Annotated in this window: 13 protein-coding genes; all 13 read right to left on the bottom strand. The window is 55.6% G+C overall.

Annotation, left to right across the window (positions count from 1 at the left end):
• Positions 1-19: 19 nt before the first annotated feature.
• The gene (locus OCV63_RS07245; RefSeq protein WP_158363188.1) at positions 20-1,066 is read right to left on the bottom strand and encodes a cobalt-precorrin 5A hydrolase; all 1,047 of its coding nucleotides are present in this window, start codon (positions 1,064-1,066) and stop codon (positions 20-22) included.
• Between the two features lie 36 nt (positions 1,067-1,102).
• On the bottom strand, positions 1,103-2,278 hold the full coding sequence (gene cbiD / locus OCV63_RS07240) for a cobalt-precorrin-5B (C(1))-methyltransferase CbiD (RefSeq protein ID WP_158363187.1): 1,176 nt from the start codon (positions 2,276-2,278) through the stop codon (positions 1,103-1,105).
• 6 nt (positions 2,279-2,284) lie between these two features.
• The gene (locus OCV63_RS07235; RefSeq protein WP_158363186.1) at positions 2,285-3,409 is read right to left on the bottom strand and encodes a lysozyme inhibitor LprI family protein; all 1,125 of its coding nucleotides are present in this window, start codon (positions 3,407-3,409) and stop codon (positions 2,285-2,287) included.
• 106 nt (positions 3,410-3,515) lie between these two features.
• The gene (cobT, locus tag OCV63_RS07230; RefSeq protein WP_262670694.1) at positions 3,516-4,616 is read right to left on the bottom strand and encodes a nicotinate-nucleotide--dimethylbenzimidazole phosphoribosyltransferase; all 1,101 of its coding nucleotides are present in this window, start codon (positions 4,614-4,616) and stop codon (positions 3,516-3,518) included.
• Positions 4,617-4,628: 12 nt separating this feature from the next.
• Positions 4,629-5,261, bottom strand: coding sequence for a precorrin-8X methylmutase (locus tag OCV63_RS07225; protein ID WP_158363185.1), 633 nt, complete (start codon positions 5,259-5,261; stop codon positions 4,629-4,631).
• Positions 5,255-6,769, bottom strand: coding sequence for a cobyric acid synthase (locus OCV63_RS07220; RefSeq protein WP_158363184.1), 1,515 nt, complete (start codon positions 6,767-6,769; stop codon positions 5,255-5,257). The genes OCV63_RS07225 and OCV63_RS07220 overlap by 7 nt, the downstream gene beginning before the upstream one ends.
• A gap of 78 nt (positions 6,770-6,847) precedes the next feature.
• On the bottom strand, positions 6,848-7,978 hold the full coding sequence (gene cobD, locus OCV63_RS07215; protein WP_262670693.1) for a threonine-phosphate decarboxylase CobD: 1,131 nt from the start codon (positions 7,976-7,978) through the stop codon (positions 6,848-6,850).
• The gene (gene hemC / locus OCV63_RS07210) at positions 7,975-10,389 is read right to left on the bottom strand and encodes a hydroxymethylbilane synthase (protein WP_158363183.1); all 2,415 of its coding nucleotides are present in this window, start codon (positions 10,387-10,389) and stop codon (positions 7,975-7,977) included. Before hemC ends, cobD begins: the two co-directional genes overlap by 4 nt.
• A 65-nt stretch (positions 10,390-10,454) precedes the next feature.
• On the bottom strand, positions 10,455-11,189 hold the full coding sequence (cobJ, locus tag OCV63_RS07205) for a precorrin-3B C(17)-methyltransferase (protein WP_158363182.1): 735 nt from the start codon (positions 11,187-11,189) through the stop codon (positions 10,455-10,457).
• A 90-nt stretch (positions 11,190-11,279) separates the two neighbouring features.
• A complete protein-coding gene (hemA, locus tag OCV63_RS07200) occupies positions 11,280-12,482 on the bottom strand; it encodes a glutamyl-tRNA reductase (RefSeq protein WP_158363181.1) in 1,203 nt (400 codons plus the stop codon).
• A complete protein-coding gene (cobM, locus tag OCV63_RS07195; protein ID WP_158363180.1) occupies positions 12,482-13,237 on the bottom strand; it encodes a precorrin-4 C(11)-methyltransferase in 756 nt (251 codons plus the stop codon). The genes hemA and cobM overlap by 1 nt, the downstream gene beginning before the upstream one ends.
• 4 nt (positions 13,238-13,241) lie before the next feature.
• Positions 13,242-13,943 carry a precorrin-2 C(20)-methyltransferase gene (gene cobI, locus OCV63_RS07190; RefSeq protein ID WP_158363179.1) on the bottom strand — a complete coding sequence of 234 codons (702 nt, stop codon included), beginning with the start codon at positions 13,941-13,943 and terminating at the stop codon, positions 13,242-13,244.
• Entirely contained in the window at positions 13,944-14,744 is an 801-nt protein-coding gene (locus OCV63_RS07185) for a tRNA threonylcarbamoyladenosine dehydratase (RefSeq protein WP_158363178.1), read from the bottom strand.
• Positions 14,745-14,853: the final 109 nt, after the last annotated feature.

The raw sequence follows: 14,853 nt of genomic DNA, 5'->3' as shown, positions 1-14,853 counted from the left end.
GTCCCTCTTTATCCTTCATTTATCCAAAGTTTACCGTATATTCCTCCAGCGCAATCGCCACGGTCACACCGTTCTGGGCCACCTTCCGCTGAAAGAGCTTTTTTCTTCCTGCGGCCAGCAGGGCGCTGCGCTCGCATACATTTCCTACGCCGGTGATCTGCCGGACAAAGGAAGATTCGGTAAAACCGCCCTCACATTCCACGTCTTCCAGTTCTGCCGCCGTGTAGGTCTGAAAGGGCAGCTTCCAGGCCTCGCAGAAGGCCAGAAGCCCCGGCTCCTCCTTCTTCAGATCAATGGAAACTATCCTGGCGATGGCGTGCTTTGAAAGCTGATTCTGCATAAGCACCTGCTCCACCAGCGCTTTGATGCGCTCCACAGGAGTCCCCTTCTTGCAGCCGACGCCCAGTACCGCGATGCGCGGCACCAGGTGCAGGGTTCTGGGAAAGGGATCGTAGGTTTCGTCCACAGAGATACTGATGCCAAGCCCGTCCTTTTTCTGAATGGACAGCTCCGGCGGAATCTGCCCAACCACTTCAAAATCGCTGTAGAGACCGATGGTCCGCTGCTCCAGAATATCCGCCGCCACCGCTTTCGCCAGAGGCAGGCTGTCCAGATACAGATGTTCCCGGCGGGCAAAATCGTCCACTGAGAAGCGGCCGCCCGCGTCAGTAGCGGTGGTGATGACCGGCACAGCTCCCACCAGGGCCGCTATCTCCCTGGTCAGCGCATTGGCCCCGCCCAGGTGCCCGGACAGCAGAGAAATGACGAAATGACCCTGCTCGTCCATAACCAGAACTGCCGGATCAGAGGCCTTACTGGCCACGAAGGGAGCGATTGCGCGCACTGCGATTCCGGCGGCCCCGATGAACAGCAGGCTGTCGCATTCCCGGAACATGTTCCCGGTCCATTCCTTCAGGGAACCCTCCAGCACCGGAATGCCCCATTCAGCTGCATCCCTGCCTTTGCAGTGGCATACACAGGTGTTACCTTTTTGTTCATACGCGTCTCGTATCCGTTTCGCAAACGTACACCCTGCTCTGGTAAATGCAATGATTGCGAGCTTCATACTGTCATCTCCTTTCCTGTCCAAATCTATTCTATCTTACTCTGTCAGTTTTTCTGTTCCTTCAGACTCTGTCTGCTCGATTTCCGCTTTCACACAGGTTATCAGCCGCCGCACATCTGTGGATTCACCCAGCACTCCCTGCTCCAGGGAAAAGGTCAGGATTCCCCGCTCCAGGCTCTTGCCGCTCCGGTGATCCACATAGAATTCCATCCGCTCCATCAGCCGCTTCATCACCGGCTCCAGCAGTCCTTTCTCCTTCAGGATATCCAACGCCTCGTCCGTGGTGATGCAGTCCATTAGCCGGGCCGCTGTCTCCTGGTCCGCGCCCAGCACCGCCGCGTGGGCCGTCAGGATATCCATCCGGGCATCGGCGTTGCGGGAGTGGGTGTTCATAATCCCTGCGGCCAGCTTCACCAGCTTCCCAATATGTCCCACCAGCAGAATGCCCTTTGCGCCGAATTCCACCGCCGCGTCGATGGCTTCTCCCAGAAAATTACTGTATTTGACGGAACGCTTCAGCACCTCCGGCTCATAATCCTCCAGAAAATCCAGACCGTAATTGCCCGGCACCAGCACCAGATAGCTCCGTCCTCCGGACAGCTGCATTTTGATGTCCACCCGGATCGTCTGAATCAGGGCCTCCTCGCTCATGGGCTCCACGATCCCGCTGGTTCCCAGGACAGAAATGCCCCCTACGATACCAAGCCTGGGGTTGAAGGTCTTCCGGGCCAGCTCCTCACCCCCCGGAATGGAAATGATCACCGAAAGGCCGCCGGTATATCCGGCCTCCCTGCAGATCTCCTCCACGCCCTCGCGAATCATCTGACGGGGCACTTTATTGATGGCTGCGTCGCCCACAGCCTGCTCCAGGCCCACCCGGGTTACCCGGCCTACGCCCTCGCCGCCGTCTAGGGTGACGCCGGGCTTTTCTGTCTTGCTGACTGTGGCATAGATCAGAAGTCCGTCGGTCACATCCGGATCATCTCCTGCGTCTTTCCGGATCGCGCAGGAGACCTCCCCTTTGGAAAGCTTCGGATCCAGCACCTCCAGATGGAGGCCGATGCCCTTTGGCGTCATCAGCTCTACCTCCGGCAGAATCTGCCCGTGAAGCAGCATCCAGGCCGCCGCCTTGGAAGCCGCCGCGGCGCAGGATCCGGTGGTATAGCCCATCCGCATTTTTTTGTTGTTTTTATAGACGTATTGATCCAGCATCGATTTTTACTCCATCGTCACAGTTTCCCGGCCTGCTGCCTCCAGCAGGATATTCAGAAGAACATAGGTTCGCTCCTTCGTAAGCTCTGCCGCTTTGTCATTGACCAGGCACGCCCATATGCTGCCGCCCTCTGACCCTTCTCCGGCCTTCTGCGCGGCTTCTTCTTTCTCTTTGATCCATTCCCGCTGCTCCGTAAGAAGCTGTTCCATGTCTTCGTCCTTCAGAACGCCCTTCATCTTCAGCTGATACCAGACCAGATTCAGGGCTGCATCCCAGTTATCATAGCGCTCCTTGCTCTTTACATTCATATCCATCTGGGTAAGGGAGGGATCCTCCTGAAGGGAACGGACAATCTCCTGATCTGCCTTTGCCGCGTTTTCCACATATTCCACCGCTGTATCGATGAAATCATAGCCGGAAAATCCCTCTGCGCCCTCCACATTGTAAAGGCCGTAGCAGGGAAGACCGTTCTCTTCGGCCTCAAAACGATCATAATTGCTGCACGCCCACTGTAAAAACTCCTCCGGCAGCTCAGAAACCGGAGCCCCGGGCAGATAGATATCGACCTCGTCCGCACCGTCCAGACCGTAAGCCTCCGTGTAGGAATAGAGAATCTGATCCAGGATCTCTTCTTTTCCTATCTCATACGTGTAGTTGATTTCGTCAAGCTTCATGGCCCAGGTATAGTCATTGACCTTCTGTAAATCAGTAAATTTCCCGGTAAAGGTATTGCCGTACTGGGTTCCGTTGGGGTAACCGTCTCCGCTGCTTCCCATGTCCATGTCCCAGTATTCCCCGGAAAAGCTGCCGTCCGGCCGGATATTCAGCTGGGTGGCCCAGGCTCCCGCGCCGCTGGAGAAGGTGAAATCCACGTACTGGAGAGCCGCGAAGCTGGGAGCTTCCGGGTCGCTGCTGTCCGAGTTCTCAGATGCGGCTATGTCTGCATCGTCCGGCGTATCTGCCGTATTTTCTGCCGCTTCTGTGTCTGTCGCCGTATCCGTCTGCTCTGTTCCATCCACGGTTCCATTTTCCACATCGTTCTTTTTTCCGCAGCCACTCAAAGACAGCACCATAACCACCATCAGCAGCACCACAGCCGCTGTCAGAAGCCTTGCGCACTTATTTTTCATACCCGCACCTCCATGTAAATACTTTCAAGTATTTATTGTGTCAGCTTTATTCTATCAAATATCATGCCAGTTTTCCCATTAAGAAACTCTTAATTTTCCGCACTTTTTACTTCTGGTGTGTATATTTCTCCACCTTGCCTTCCGCAAAGCTGGGCAATCCGTTGTAGAGCGCCAGGGCGTACTGATACAGGCTATAGGCTGTCACGGCTCCGGTTCCCTCGCCCAAATGCATGCCCGCCTGAATGGGCGCAGTCATTCCCAGCGCGTCCAGCATCATCCGTCCCGCAGGCTCCGCGGAGCAGTGGGTCGGCACCATATACGCTTTACTTTCCGGTGCAAGCTGCACCGCGCAGTAAGCGGAAATGGAGGAAATAAAACCGTCAATCAGGACCGGTACGCCCATCATGGCTCCGCCCAGATAGCAGCCGAGCATGCCCGCGATATCCAGGCTTCCCACCTTGGAAAGCACGTCCAGAATGTCGTTCTTATCCGGCTGATTCACCTCGATAGCCCGACGAATGACTTCCATTTTATGCTCCAGTCCGGCGCTGGAAAGTCCCGCGCCACGGCCTGTGACTTCAGCCACGTCTTTGTCCAGCAGCACTGCCGCCATGGCGGAGCTGGGCGTGGTGTTGCCGATCCCCATTTCTCCGGTGATGATCATGCGATGGCCCGCCTCATAGAGATCTTTCACCACCTGGATTCCGGTCTCAATGGCCTGAATGGCCTCTTCTCGGCTCATGGCCGGTTCCTTGGCCATATTGGCAGTGCCGTAACGGACTACCCTGTTCCAGATCCGGGGATGCTGTCCGTCCACGAACATACCGATGTTTACCGGGATAACCTCGATGCCCATCTGCCTGGACATGATACAGACGGAGGATTTGCGATCGCCCATATTTTCCAGCACCTGGGCTGTGACCTCGCTTCCGGTCTGGCTGACGCCCTCGGCTACCACGCCGTTGTCTGCGCCCATGATGACGACCACCGGTTTCAGATCCGCGACTTCACCGAGCTGCGCGGTTCCGTAGATACCTGCCAGCTGGGCTACCATTTCTTCCAGCCGTCCCATGCCCCGTAATGGTTTACAGAGGGAATCCCAGTGGGCCCAGGCCGCATTTACGGCATCCTCATCCAGAGGCTTGATTTGTTCGATATAGTTATCTAACTCCATAATTTTCACGCTTTCATTTTTTTGTTGCTTCATCACGCCAGAGCCTTATCTTCCGCCCTGATACAACATGGCGTTGCAGATGGTGGCCGCGATATTGCTGCCGCCCTTGCGCCCTCTCGGCACAATATACGGAATGCCCGCTGTCATAATCAGCTCTTTCGCTTCCACCACATTCACAAAGCCCACCGGAGCGCCGATGATAAGCTCTGGCTTGATTTTTCCCTCCTGAATCAGCTCATAAAGACGAATGAGAGCCGTCGGCGCGTTGCCCACTGCGATGATCAGAGGCTTCTGAAGCGCCGCCGCCCGCTCCATGCAGACAGCCGCCCGGGTGCAGCCCCGTTCTTTGGCTTCCGCAGCCACATCCGGATCGCTCATGAAGCAGTATACCTCTCCGCCGCATTCCCGCATCCGTTTTTTGTTGATACCGGAGGCTGCCATCTGGGTATCTGTCACGATGGAGGCGCCCCTGTTCAAAGCCTCCACGCCGATCTGCGCCGCATGCTCCGAGAAGCACAGATTGTCCGCGTAATCAAAGTCCGCAGAAGTATGGATACAGCGCTTCACGATGGAGAACTCCGGCTCCGGCCAGGTGCGGCCATGAAGCTCCTCCGTGATAATCGCCATACTGCGCTTCTCGATATCCATAGGCTTTACAATTTCGATTTCATTTAACATGAGATTCCTTCCTCCAATATCTCGTAGATCTTCTTCATATCCAGAGAGCTGCGGACCAGATCCGCCAGCTTGTCATACTCCTGCTTCTTATGGGCCTGGGCGTCAAAATGCCAGTTTTTCGGGTCGAGACCTTTCTTCACCATCAGACGGCTCACCAGCATGGCCGCCAAATCACCATAGTCGAAAATGCCGTGAAGATAGGTGCCGTACACAGTTCCCTCCGGATTGGACAGGCCGTCGACACGACCGTCCTCCAGGTAAATGGTCTCCCGGCAGCCGCCCAGAGCCTCCGTGCGGCCCATGTGAATCTCGTAGCCCTGCACTTCTTTTCCGGCGAAGTCCAGAAGCTCCGCCTCATTTTTGACGCGGCCCTGAATCCGGGTCCGGGTCTTCGCCTGGGAGAATACGGTCTTCGTGTGTAACAGGCCCATGCCCCTCATGGTTCCGCCGTGCTCCACATTGTCCGGATCCTCCAGAAGATCGCCCAGCATCTGATAACCGCCGCAGATTCCCACCACCGGAATCCCGTCCCCGGAGCAGCGGAGCACCGCGGTCTCCATGCCGGACTCCCGAAGCCAGGCCAGGTCGTCCATGGTGTTCTTGGTTCCCGGCAGGAAAATCAGATCGGGACGGCCAAGCTCGCTCACCTCCCGCACATAGCGCAGAGACACGCCCTCCATACCTTCGAACACATTGAAATCTGTAAAATTAGAAATATGCGGAAGCCGCACCACCACCAGGTCGATGCCTCCCTTTTTCTCCTTATGATTCAGGCGCTCGGACAGACTGTCCTCGTCGTCGATATCCAGCGGCTTTAAGGGCACTACGCCCACCACCGGAATGCCGGTGCGCTCCTCGATCATACGGAGGCCCGGACGCAGGATTTCCACATCGCCGCGGAATTTGTTGATGATCAGACCCTTGATTCTCTGCTGCTCGTCGTCCTCCAGAAGTTTCACCGTTCCGTACAGGGAGGCGAAGACACCGCCCCGGTCGATGTCGCCGGCCAGCAGTACGGGAGCGTTGGCAATTTTTGCCATTCCCATATTCACGATATCATTTTCCTTCAGATTGATCTCCGCCGGGCTGCCCGCGCCCTCGATGACGATAATGTCGAACTCCTCGGAAAGCTTGTCGAAGGCCTTCTGAATCTCCGGAATCAGCTGACGCTTGTTGGCGTAATAATCCATGGCCTTCATATTGCCCAGGACCTCGCCGTTTACGATGACCTGGCTGCCCACGTTGCTGGTGGGCTTTAAGAGAATCGGGTTCATTTCCACGGTGGGCTCAATATCCGCGGCCTCCGCCTGCATGGCCTGGGCCCGGCCAATCTCCAGTCCGTCCTTTGTGATGTAGGAATTCAGGGCCATGTTCTGGGATTTGAAGGGGGCCACCTTGTAGCCGTCCTGCTTAAATACCCGGCAGAGTCCGGCCACCAGGAAGCTTTTACCCGCGTTGGACATGGTTCCCTGTACCATGATTGCTTTTGCTTTTTTCTTTTCGCTCATGTTATCACCAAACTTCTTCCGTTTCTTCGTGCTAAATTTTATAAGTTCGTTTCTTTTTCTACTCTTTTTATAATAAAATTATAAAACCTTTTTCAGACAGGCAAGTAATTCTTCGTTTTCCTCGTGACCCCGCACCGCTGTCCGGTAGTAATCCCCGCCCAGCCCGTGATAATTGGCACAACGCCGGATCAAAATGCCCTCGGCCTGCAGCCGGTCCGCCAGGGTTTCATCGCCTTCTGCCTGAAAGCAGAGGTAATTGGCACGGCCGTCGCAAACGCGAAACCCCAGTTTTTCTAACTGTTCCTTTAAAAATGTCCGCTCCCTATCGATAAGAGCAATGGTCTTTTCCCGGAAGCCCCCGGCTTTCAGCGCCGCGATTCCGGCGGCCTGGGCCGGTTCGGATACAGACCAGGGCTGGCCCGCCAGACACATCCGGTTCAGCAGCTCCCCGTCAGCAGAGAGCACATAGCCCAGCCGCAGCCCGGGGATGGCGTACATTTTGGTAAAGGACTTTAAAATAATGAGATTGGGATATTCTGTAAGCCACCCAGCCGCAGAATACGCCTCCTCATGTTCCACAAAATCCAGAAAACACTCGTCCAGACACACCCGCACATCCAGGGCTTTCGCCTTGTCCAGCAGCTTTTTCACCACGCTGCGGGGCGTCAGGATGCCCGTAGGGTTATTCGGATTGCACAGAAATACCATGTCGTGCTCCGCGGATAATTTATCCACATAATCTTCCGTAATCTCCAGCGTTTTCCCCAGCGGAAAGAAATCTATCCACGTCCCGGTCTGGTTCAGGGCTTCTTCGTACTCCGCAAAGGCCGGAGCCGTCACCAGCGCCCGCTTCGGGCGGGTGGCATATACCAGTCGGTATATCAGATCCGCGCCACCATTGCCACAGAGAATAAAATTCTCTGGCTGGCCGAGCTTTTCGGACAGCGCTGCCTTAAGGCCCCGGCAAAAGGGATCCGGATAATTCAACGAGCTGTCCAGGCTTTCAATGATGGCCTCGCGGACGCCGGGCGGCATGCCAAGCGGATTGATATTCGCAGAGAAATCCAGGATTTCCGCCGTATTCCTCCCGCTTGCCTCCGCTGCGCCGCAGATATCGCCGCCATGCAGATAGACGAATTGCTTCGGCTCATTTCCCCTATGCAGTTTTCCTTCCACTATCGAAGCCGTGCCGCTCTGTATCTGAATCAATTCGCTTTCCCTTTCAAATTATCTTTTCTGAGCACATCCCGTATGCCCTCTGCCGTGTAAACCACTGCGCTTGCATACACCGGAATGCCCGCCTGTACTGCTGCTTTCTCTGTCACCGGCCCGATGCAGACAGCTTTCGCCGTCAGTTCCGCCGGGTTCTCCACCATGTCTGCAAAGGCTTTGACTGCCGACGCGCTGGCAAAGGTGATATAATCCATTTCCGGCAGGATACGGTTCAGTTCTTCGGCTTTGCGCCCGTCCCGGGCTGTCTCATAGAGGGCCGCGTCCGTGTAGGGAACGTCTGCTGCATCCAACGCTTTCGTAAGCTCCGAAGAAGCCTCCCGGGCGCGTAACAGAAGCACCTTATCTGCGTCAGTCAGCCCCGGAATCCATTCCTCCGCCAGATCCCTGCTGGAATACCGGCTGGGCACAAAGTCCGCATAGAGGCCCGCCGCCTCCAGCGCCGCCTTCGTACCGGCCCCAATGACCGCAAACTTCAGGTCATAGAGGCTTCGGATATCCAGCCGCCGCTCTTTCATTTCATCCAGGAAAAACTGCACGCCGTTGCTGCTGGTCAGCACTACCCAGCTGTAATTCTTTATCTCTGCAAATGCCTGCTCCGTCGCCGGGATAGACAGCTTCTTCGTGTAAATCAGGCTGAAGGGAATCGCCTCCGCGCCGTCTGCCGCCAGGACCTCCCGCTGCTTTTCACACATGGGTTTCGTGCCGGTCAGCAGTACCCGTTTTCCAAAGAGGGGCTTGTCGCCCAGCCAGGAAAGCTGCTTCTGCAGAGTTACCACATCGCCCACGACCGTGATAGCCGGGGTCTGAATGCCAACCTGTTTTGCGGTCTCCGCGATGGATTCCAGTACCCCTGTTACCACCCGCTGTCTGGCCGTCGTTCCGGCCTGCACCACAGCTGCCGGGGTCTTCGGATCCTTTCCGTGGGCAATCAGTTCTTCCGCGATATGGGGGAGATTTTTCAGGCCCATCAGAAAGACCAGGGTTCCCTCTTCCTTCGCCAGTGTGGCGTAATCCAGCACCAGACCGGTCTTGTCCGCGCTCTCATGTCCCGTAATCACATGGAAGGAGGACGCATAGTCACGATGGGTCACCGGAATACCCGCGTAAGCCGGAGCCGCATAGGAGGAAGATACGCCCGGAATGATTTCGAATTCCACGCCCGCCTTTAAGAGCTCCTGGGCTTCCTCGCCGCCACGGCCAAAGATAAAGGGATCGCCGCCCTTGACCCGGGCCACGTTTTTGCCCGCCAGGGCCTTCTCCACCAGAAGGGCATTGGTCTCCCACTGGCGTAAATGGTGCTTATCGGCGCGCTTGCCCGCGTAGATGAGCTCTGCATCCTCCCTGGCCTCATTTAAAATGGCTCCGCTGGCCAGATTGTCGTAGACCAGCACGTCTGCGTGTCGGATACACCAGAGGGCTTTCCGGGTCAGAAGTCCCATGTCGCCCGGGCCTGCGCCCAGAAGCCAGACCTTGCCCCGCTTCACTTCGCCTGCCAGATTTTCGCCTAACATACGCGCTTTGGAAAGCTTCTCCTCCTGGCTTCCTGCTTCAGTCAGATCCACGATGGCCTCGGCTTTCCGAAGCCCGGTAGCTCCTTCCGGCGCGTACAGCACTTTCATTTTTAAAGAACGGGCTGCCGGAACGCACAGTCCCGCCGCCGGAGCATTGCAGCTTCCGCCGATGGCCGCCAGAAAGCTCCGCTCTGCCGCAAGCTCCAGGGCAGCCTCTTCACAGTGAATGGCCTTTAATACCTCTGTAAAACGTCCCTCTTTTGCCTCCACCGCCAGAATTCCCTGACCTGCTGCCGGTAAAAATCTATCCGTATCCAGATATTCCAGATGAATGCCTTCTTCTTTATCGAGACCCAGCCGCTCCAGACCTGCAGCCGCCAGAAGAATGGCGTCGTACTGGCCCTCTTTCAATTTCCGGAGTCTGGTCTGCACATTGCCGCGAAGCATCTTGATCCGCACGGTGGGATTCAGTTCTTTGATCTGTAATTCCCGTCTGAGAGAGCTGGTTCCCACGATGCTTCCCGGCGCCAGATCCCGCGCTTTCACGCCTGTGGTGGTCACCAGCACGTCGTGGACATTGGCCCGCTCCAGGACTGCGCCGATGTAGAGACCCTTCGGGAATTCCATAGGCATATCCTTGGCGCTGTGGACGGCCAGATCCACCTCTTCCTTTAACAGGGCTTCCTCCAGCTCCTGGGTAAAGACCCCCTTGCCTCCAAAGGAGGTCAGGGATTTATCCAGAATCTCGTCACCTTTGGTGGACATTTCCACGATTTCTATCTCCACCTCCGGGAAGGCCGCCTCGATGCGCTGCCGCACCAGATCGGTCTGCACTAAGGCCAGTTTGCTTTTTCTTGTACCGATTCGAATCTTCATAATTTACTCCTGTGTTTCCATGAGCGCTGACCTCGATTTCACTTCGTTCCATCTCGCAGCGCTCATCACTTTAACGCATATCCTCTGGGGGTAATCATTCTTCCCTTACTTACATAAGTCTGAGAGTTTCCGATCAGGACTACGCTGAACATATCGATCTCCGCATTCTTAAGCTCTGCCAGCGTGGTGATCTGCTTACTTTCCTCCTTGCGGCCCGCATGGCGCACAATTCCCACCGGCGTCTCCGGCTTCCGGTACTTCATCAGGATCTCCGCCGCCTGCTCCACATAGCCGGTGCGCTTTTTGCTCTTGGGATTATACAGGCAGACGATCATATCGCCCTGACCCGCGCAGTCCACACGCTTCATAATCAGATCCAGCGGGGTCATCAGATCGCTCAGACTGATCACAGCGAAATCATGCATCAGCGGCGCGCCCAGCACAGAAGCCGCCGCACTGGCTGCGGTCACGCCCGGTACGGTCTCAATCTCGATGTCCGCATTCATTTCCTCTGCCACCTGGTAAATGATGCCCGCCATGCCGTAGATGCCGCTGTCGCCGGAACTGACCATGGCCACGGTCTGATCCTTCATGGCTTCTTCCACCGCCATCCGGCAGCGCTTCACTTCCTGCATCATAGGTGTGGCCAGATAATTCTTATCCGGGAAGAACTCCTTTAACATCTCCACATAGGTGGTATAGCCTGTAATAATATCCGCATGATTGATGACGTCGATACATTTGGCGGTCATATGCTCATAGCCGCCGGGGCCGAAGCCCACCACGTATAATTTTCCCATTGTATTCTCCATTTCTGTCCCGGACTTTTCCGGATTGCAACCGCATTTTACTTCTAAAACTTATTTCTCAGAATTTATGTCCCGACCGTTTTACTTCCCCGGCTCCCGCAGGTTCTCCACAAAGGCCTCCAGTTCCTCCGGCGACGCATTTTCCCGAATTCGGTAAAACAGCTTATCGATGGCTTTCCCGAAGCCCTTTTTCTCCGCTTCTTCTTCCATCCAGTGCTTCACTTCCTGCATCCGGGGCACGCCCTGCTGGAAAATCATCCAGCGCATAAAATCCTCTTCGTATTCCGTCAGAATCTCGCCTGCCTGACAGACTGCTTCCTTCTTGGCCTTATTGTTAGCTTCTGCTAACTCTTCAAAGTCATCCATATTATAAAAGAAGGTGCGCGGAAATTCCGCGATGCTCTCCTCGATATCTACCGGAACTGCCAGATCCACGAACACACGGATCTTGTCAGTCTTCATGTGCTCCTTCACCCTCGTGCCGGTCAGCGTATAATGGGGGCTGGCCGTGGCACTGATGATGACGTCCATCTGATCCACGTAGTCGTAACGGTCCTTATAATCAATCAGCGTATTGGTTTCGCTCTTGATATGGGCGTCATGAGTCATGGTCACATTCCGGATGGTGCTGTAGATATTTAAGCCCTTCAGACTGTAGAGATTCTTCAGCACGATGCCGCCTATCTGGCCGGTACCGCCGATAACCATGACATTTTTTCCCTCCAGGCTTCCGCCAAAGGCTTCCTCCGCCGCCTTGACCGCCAGGGTCGCTGTGGACACGGAAGTCTTCGACAGATCGGTATCAGTCTTAATCTTCTTGGAACAGGTCACGGCGTAGCGGAACAGGGTATTCAGGTATTTGCCACTGTTGCCCGCCTCCTGAGCCAATTCCAATGCGTGCTTCACCTGGCCGAGAATCTGATCCTCACCCACCACCATGGAATCCAGGCCTGCCGTCACGGAAAACAGGTGGTTGACCGCCTTTCTGTCCTGATAGAAGCGCAGATAGTCGGACACGTCCTCTTTTACAGCCACCGCGCCGGATTCCCGGAGAATCAGCTCCTGCAGCCTGGTAAATACATTTTTCTTTTTATCCTGGGCTGCGTCGAAATAGGTATAGATCTCCGTCCGGTTGCAGGTGGCGATAATGACGCTCTCTGCCGCGCCGCCTTCCTCCCGGAGAATTCTCCCAAGCTCCGCCTGCTTCTCTTTCGTAAAAGCGAACAGCTCCCGGACCTCCAGCGGCGCCGTCTTATGGCTGATGCTGATAAGCCGGATACTCATTATGCATCGACTCCCTTCCGGAATTCGTGGGTAAAGGTCTTGTCATAAAGCTTGGACAGCTCATAGTCATCTCCCAGGAAATCGCCTACTACCGTCAGAGCAGTCTTGGTGATGCCTGCAGCCTTGACCTTCTCCGCGATATCCAAGAGCGTTCCCCGCACGATTTTCTGCTCCGGCCAGCTGGCCTTGTAGACCACAGCCACCGGTGTGTCCGGACGGTATTCCTTCCGAAGGGTCGCGGACAGCTCGTCCATCATACCGATGCTCAGGAAAATGATCATGGTGGCGTGGTGCTTTGCCAGATCCGCAAGCTTCTCTCCCTCCGGCATAGGAGTTCTTCCCTCCATCCGGGTCAGGATCACGGTCTGGCTGACGCCCGGCAGAGTATACTCCTTCTTCAGCGCCGCCGCGGTAGCCAGGAAGGAGCTGACGCCCGGAATTACTTCATATGTAATTCCCATACGGTCCAGAGCGTCCATCTGCTCCCGGTGCGCGCCGAAGATGGCCGGATCGCCGGTATGGACACGGACTACCTTCAGGCCCTTGTCCTCGCCGTCCTTCATGACAGCCAGCACTTCCTCCAGGGTCATAGTGGCGCTGTTATAGATCTGCGCGCCCTCCTTGGCGTCCGCCAGCACCTGGGGGTTCACCAGGGAACCTGCGTAAATGATGACGTCCGCGCTGTCGATGAGTTTCTTTCCCTTGATTGTCAGAAGCTCCGGATCGCCCGGGCCTGCTCCGATAAATGATACCATTTTCCTACCTCTTCTCTTTCTTGATAATCACGGTTGTAAAGTAGCTGTATGTTCTCTCCGGATCCAACGGTCCGATATATTCGTCTTTCATACCCACGCAGCTGATGACGGTGGCGCAGTTTTCCGCGCGGTCATACTGTTTCATCAGCTCCAGGATGCGGCCGATGCTGCCGCCTGCCTTCATGATGACCACATTGTCATAATGGGCGATGGCGTCCTCCACCTGCTGCTCTGCCCGGACGGAGGGCACGATAACCAGGGACTCATTTCCCTCCATCAGCGGTAACTGGGCCGCCGCCGCTCCGCTGCAGAAGGACGGGATGCCCGGGATGATCTCGGTCTCGAAGCCATGCTCAGCCACGTACTGATTGACATACATATAGGTGCTGTATACAGAGACGTCGCCCAGGGTAATCATGGCGATATTTTTTCCCTTGGAAAGCTCCGCAGTCAGCTGCCCACAGGCCGCCGCCCTGCATTTCTTCCGCTCCTCTTTGTCCTTTGCCATTCGGAAAATGACTTCCAGGAGGCTCTTATGCTCCAGATCCACCACCGGACGGATGATTTCCAGTGCAGTGCTCTCTTCTCCGGCCTCTTTTACCGGAACGGCGATGATGTCCGCCTCGTCGAGAATCCGTTTTGCTTTCAGTGTCAACAGCTCCGGATCACCCGGACCCACGCCGATTCCATATAATTTTCCATTCATTTATTTACTCTCCTCCTGCTCCTGGGCTGCCCGGGCCCGCTTCATGGCGTCCTCGGTCAGATCCTTTACGATCTCGCTGGCAATCAAAAGTCCGGCCACAGACGGTACGAATGCGGTCGAACCCGGAATGTCCCGGCGTTCGGTGCATTTGTGCTTGGCTCCCGGCGGGCAGATACAGTTGGTTCTGCAGCTGATGGACATATCCTCGATGGGGCGCACCGCTTTTTCCTTGGAATAAACGACCTTCAATTTTTTAATGCCGCGCTTTTTCAGCTCCCGCCGCATCACTCTCGCCAGCGGGCATACGCTGGTCTTGTAGATATCCGCCACCTCAAAGAGGAAGGGATTCAGCTTATTGCCTGCGCCCATACTGCTGATGAGAGGCACGCCTGCCCGTTCGCATTCCTCCACCAGGGAAATCTTTGCGGTAACTGTGTCAATGGCGTCCACCACGTAGGTGTACTGGCTGAAATCAAATTCGTCCTTATTTTCCGGCAGAAAGAAGCAGATGTGAGTATTCACTTCCGCCTTCGGATTGATCTCCAGAATCCGCTCCTTCATAACCTCCGCCTTATATTTGCCTACGGTCTTTCTTGTGGCAATAATCTGGCGGTTCAGGTTTGTCAGGCATACCTTATCATCGTCGATGAGGTCAAAGGCCCCCACGCCGCTGCGGGCCAGGGCCTCCACCACATAGCCGCCCACGCCGCCGATGCCGAAGACCGCCACTCTGGAGCGTTCCAGAATCTCCATGGCCTCTTTACCCAGTAATAGTTCTGTTCTTGAAAACTGATTTAACATAACTTTTCTCCTCATGCGTCTGCAAATTAAAAAATAGGCTTCGCCTATTCAACTCCCCTGCCCCTCATTCTTGAGGGGTGGGGGTTTCTTTTTCTTGCTTTTTCCTGCA

Source organism: Laedolimicola ammoniilytica, assembly GCF_025567165.1.
Lineage (GTDB): Bacteria > Bacillota > Clostridia > Lachnospirales > Lachnospiraceae > Laedolimicola > Laedolimicola ammoniilytica.
Note: the sequence above shows the minus strand (reverse complement) of the source record. Positions and strands in the feature narration are given on the sequence as shown.

Coding starts and splice junctions, on each gene's coding strand:
- OCV63_RS07245 (WP_158363188.1), bottom strand. CDS start 1,066: ATGAAGCTCGCAATCATTGCATTTACCAGAGCAGGGTGTACGTTTGCG.
- cbiD (WP_158363187.1), bottom strand. CDS start 2,278: ATGCTGGATCAATACGTCTATAAAAACAACAAAAAAATGCGGATGGGC.
- OCV63_RS07235 (WP_158363186.1), bottom strand. CDS start 3,409: ATGAAAAATAAGTGCGCAAGGCTTCTGACAGCGGCTGTGGTGCTGCTG.
- cobT (WP_262670694.1), bottom strand. CDS start 4,616: ATGAAGCAACAAAAAAATGAAAGCGTGAAAATTATGGAGTTAGATAAC.
- OCV63_RS07225 (WP_158363185.1), bottom strand. CDS start 5,261: ATGTTAAATGAAATCGAAATTGTAAAGCCTATGGATATCGAGAAGCGC.
- OCV63_RS07220 (WP_158363184.1), bottom strand. CDS start 6,769: ATGAGCGAAAAGAAAAAAGCAAAAGCAATCATGGTACAGGGAACCATG.
- hemC (WP_158363183.1), bottom strand. CDS start 10,389: ATGAAGATTCGAATCGGTACAAGAAAAAGCAAACTGGCCTTAGTGCAG.
- cobJ (WP_158363182.1), bottom strand. CDS start 11,189: ATGGGAAAATTATACGTGGTGGGCTTCGGCCCCGGCGGCTATGAGCAT.
- hemA (WP_158363181.1), bottom strand. CDS start 12,482: ATGAGTATCCGGCTTATCAGCATCAGCCATAAGACGGCGCCGCTGGAG.
- cobM (WP_158363180.1), bottom strand. CDS start 13,237: ATGGTATCATTTATCGGAGCAGGCCCGGGCGATCCGGAGCTTCTGACA.
- cobI (WP_158363179.1), bottom strand. CDS start 13,943: ATGAATGGAAAATTATATGGAATCGGCGTGGGTCCGGGTGATCCGGAG.
- OCV63_RS07185 (WP_158363178.1), bottom strand. CDS start 14,744: ATGTTAAATCAGTTTTCAAGAACAGAACTATTACTGGGTAAAGAGGCC.